At 70.8% G+C, this 3,182-nt stretch carries 3 protein-coding genes; 2 read left to right on the plus strand and 1 reads right to left on the minus strand.

Going from position 1 to position 3,182, the window contains the following annotated elements:
• Positions 1-39: 39 nt before the first annotated feature.
• A complete protein-coding gene (locus tag ACFWFR_RS18680) occupies positions 40-759 on the minus strand; it encodes an IclR family transcriptional regulator (RefSeq protein WP_030150819.1) in 720 nt (239 codons plus the stop codon).
• 164 nt (positions 760-923) lie between these two features.
• On the opposite strand from ACFWFR_RS18680, the gene leuC reads away from it, so the two are divergent.
• Both leuC and leuD read left to right on the plus strand, forming a co-directional pair.
• On the plus strand, positions 924-2,405 hold the full coding sequence (leuC, locus tag ACFWFR_RS18685; protein WP_191803182.1) for a 3-isopropylmalate dehydratase large subunit: 1,482 nt from the start codon (positions 924-926) through the stop codon (positions 2,403-2,405).
• An 80-nt stretch (positions 2,406-2,485) separates the two neighbouring features.
• Complete coding sequence (gene leuD, locus ACFWFR_RS18690) at positions 2,486-3,124, plus strand: 3-isopropylmalate dehydratase small subunit (protein WP_056648168.1); 639 nt, start codon at positions 2,486-2,488, stop codon at positions 3,122-3,124.
• Positions 3,125-3,182 lie beyond the last annotated feature (58 nt).

Genomic DNA, 3,182 nt, shown 5'->3' on the forward strand with positions numbered 1-3,182 from the left:
CCTCACGGCACCCGCCCCTCGGTCAGGGTCGGTGGACGGTCACTCGCCGGCGCGGCGCAGGACCTCGGTCAGGCGGTTGGCCGCGGCGACGACGGAGCCCGAGTGCAGGCGGCCCGGCTGGCGCGTCAGGCGCTCGACCGGTCCCGAGATCGAGACCGCGGCGACGATCCGCCCCGACGGTCCGCGTACGGGCGCCGACACCGAGGCGACCCCGAGCTCGCGCTCCGAGACGGACTGTGCCCAGCCGCGCCGTCGGACTCCCGAGAGGATCGTGGCCGTGAAGACGGCCTCGCGCAGGCCGCGGTGGAGGCGGTCCGGCTCCTCCCAGGCGAGCAGGACCTGGGCGGCCGAGCCCGCACCCATCGTGAGGGTCGCCCCCACGGGGATAGAGTCACGGAGTCCGACCGGGCGTTCTGCCGCGGCGACGCAGATGCGATGGTCGCCCTGGCGGCGGTAGAGCTGGGCGCTCTCGCCCGTGTGGTCGCGCAGCGCCGTGAGAACGGGGTTCGCGGCGGCGAGCAGGCGGTCCTCGCCTGCTGCGGTCGCGAGCTCGTTCAGGCGCGGTCCGAGGACGAAACGGCCCTGCATGTCGCGAGCCACCATGCGGTGGTGCTCGAGCGCGACAGCGAGGCGATGAGCCGTCGGACGGGCGAGTCCGGTGGCGGTGACGAGCTGGGCCAAAGTGGCTGGTCCGGACTCCAGAGCGCCCAGAACGGACGCCGCCTTGTCCAGCACGCCGACTCCGCTAGAATTGTCCATAGGTCGATATTGACGTCTCGCACAGTGAGATGCAAGTTTGCGGGTGTCGGTGTCGCCGAAGGACCGGGAAGATCACCCGGACCACGACCGAGTTGTACCCCCCGATCGTCGCCCACGGCCCCCGCGTGAGCGACCACCGCAGGACACAGGTAGGAGAAACCAACATGGCCGGCACGCTGGCGGAGAAGGTCTGGGACGCGCACCTGGTGCGACGTGGCACCGACGGGTCGCCCGACCTCCTCTACATCGATCTGCACCTCATCCACGAGGTCACCAGTCCGCAGGCCTTCGAGGGCCTGCGTCTCGCCGGCCGGCAGGTGCGCCGCACCGACCTGACGATCGCGACCGAGGACCACAACACCCCCACGCTCGACATCGACCTGCCGATCGCGGACCTCACGAGCCGCACCCAGATCGACACGCTGCGCAACAACGCCAAGGAATTCGGCGTGCGCATCCACTCCCTGGGTGACGCGGACCAGGGCATCGTGCACCAGGTCGGCCCCCAGCTCGGGCTCACCATGCCGGGCCTGACGGTCGTGTGCGGCGACTCGCACACCTCGACCCACGGCGCGTTCGGGGCCCTCGCGTTCGGCATCGGGACCTCGGAGGTCGAGCACGTGCTCGCGACCCAGACCCTGCCGCTCGCGCCCTTCAAGACCATGGCGATCACGGTCAACGGCGAGCTGCCCCCGGGCGCGACGTCCAAGGACATCATCCTCGCGATCATCGCGAAGATCGGCACGGGCGGCGGCCAGGGCTACGTCCTGGAGTACCGCGGCGAGGCCATCCGCAAGCTGACCATGGAAGCCCGCATGACGGTCTGCAACATGTCGATCGAGGCGGGCGCGCGCGCCGGCATGATCGCTCCTGACGAGACCACGTTCGAGTACCTCAAGGGCCGTCCGCACGCGCCCGAGGGCGCCGACTGGGACGCCGCGGTCGAGTACTGGAGGACGCTCAAGACCGACGACGACGCCACGTTCGACGAGGAGGTCGTGCTCGAGGCGGCCGACCTCGAGCCGTTCATCACCTGGGGCACCAACCCCGGCCAGGGCCTGCCCCTGTCCGCGAACGTCCCGGTCCCGGCGGAGATCGCCGACGAGAACGAGCGCGTCGCCGCCGAGCGCGCGATCGAGTACATGGGCCTGACCCCGGGTGCTCCGCTGCGCGACATCGCGATCGACACGGTCTTCATCGGCTCGTGCACCAACGGCCGCATCGAGGACCTGCGCTCGGTCGCCAAGGTCGTCCAGGGCAAGAAGAAGGCCGACTCGCTGCGCGTGCTCGTCGTGCCCGCGTCGGCGCGCGTCCGCCTCCAGGCCGAGGCCGAGGGGCTCGACCAGATCTTCCTCGACTTCGGTGCCGAATGGCGCAACGCCGGCTGTTCGATGTGCCTGGGCATGAACCCGGACCAGCTCGCTCCGGGGGAGCGTTCGGCCTCGACGTCCAACCGCAACTTCGAGGGTCGCCAGGGCAAGGGTGGACGCACCCACCTGGTCTCGCCGCTCGTCGCGGCCGCGACGGCCATCCGCGGGACGTTGTCCTCGCTGGCCGACCTGGACCTGCCGGCCGACGTCGACATCACGTCGTTCGACGGCACGCCGCTCGCGCCGCTCGACCCGCGCGTCCCGCTGCAGGTCTGACACCGGGTCCCGGCGCCCCACGCGGGGCGCCATCCCGGCAGGCCACCTGACGACCGACTCATCGAGGAAGCAGAAGCATCATGGAGAAGTTCACCACCCACACCGGTGTCGGTGTCCCGCTGCGCCGCAGCAACGTCGACACGGACCAGATCATCCCCGCCGTCTACCTCAAGCGCGTGACGCGCACGGGGTTCGAGGACGCGCTGTTCGCGGCGTGGCGCGGGGACCCCGCGTTCATCCTGAACCAGCCCGCGTACTCGTCCGGCTCCGTGCTGGTCGCGGGCCCCGACTTCGGCACCGGCTCGTCGCGCGAGCACGCCGTGTGGGCCCTCAAGGACTACGGCTTCAAGGTCGTCCTGGCCTCGCGTTTCGCGGACATCTTCCGCGGCAACTCGGGCAAGCAGGGCCTCGTCGCGGGCATCGTCGCGCAGGAGGACATCGAGCTGCTGTGGAAGGTCCTCGAGACCAAGCCCGGCACCGAGGTCACGGTCGACCTGGTCGAGCGCACGGCGACGGCCGACGACGTCGTGGTCCGTTTCCAGATCGACGACTACACGCGCTGGCGCCTCATGGAGGGGCTCGACGACATCGGTCTGACCCTCCAGCACGAGGCCGACATCACGGCGTTCGAGCAGACGCGCGCGTCGTGGCGCCCCAAGACGCTGCCGGCGAAGCACCTGCCGACGGTCGACATCGAGGCGGCCCGCCCGTCCGCATGACCTGACGGTCGCACGCGGTTCGCACGGCCCGACGGCGCCGCTCCCCTGGGTGGGGAGC

Origin of the sequence: Oerskovia sp. NPDC060287, from assembly GCF_042726775.1 — a bacterium.
Lineage (GTDB): Bacteria > Actinomycetota > Actinomycetes > Actinomycetales > Cellulomonadaceae > Oerskovia > Oerskovia merdavium.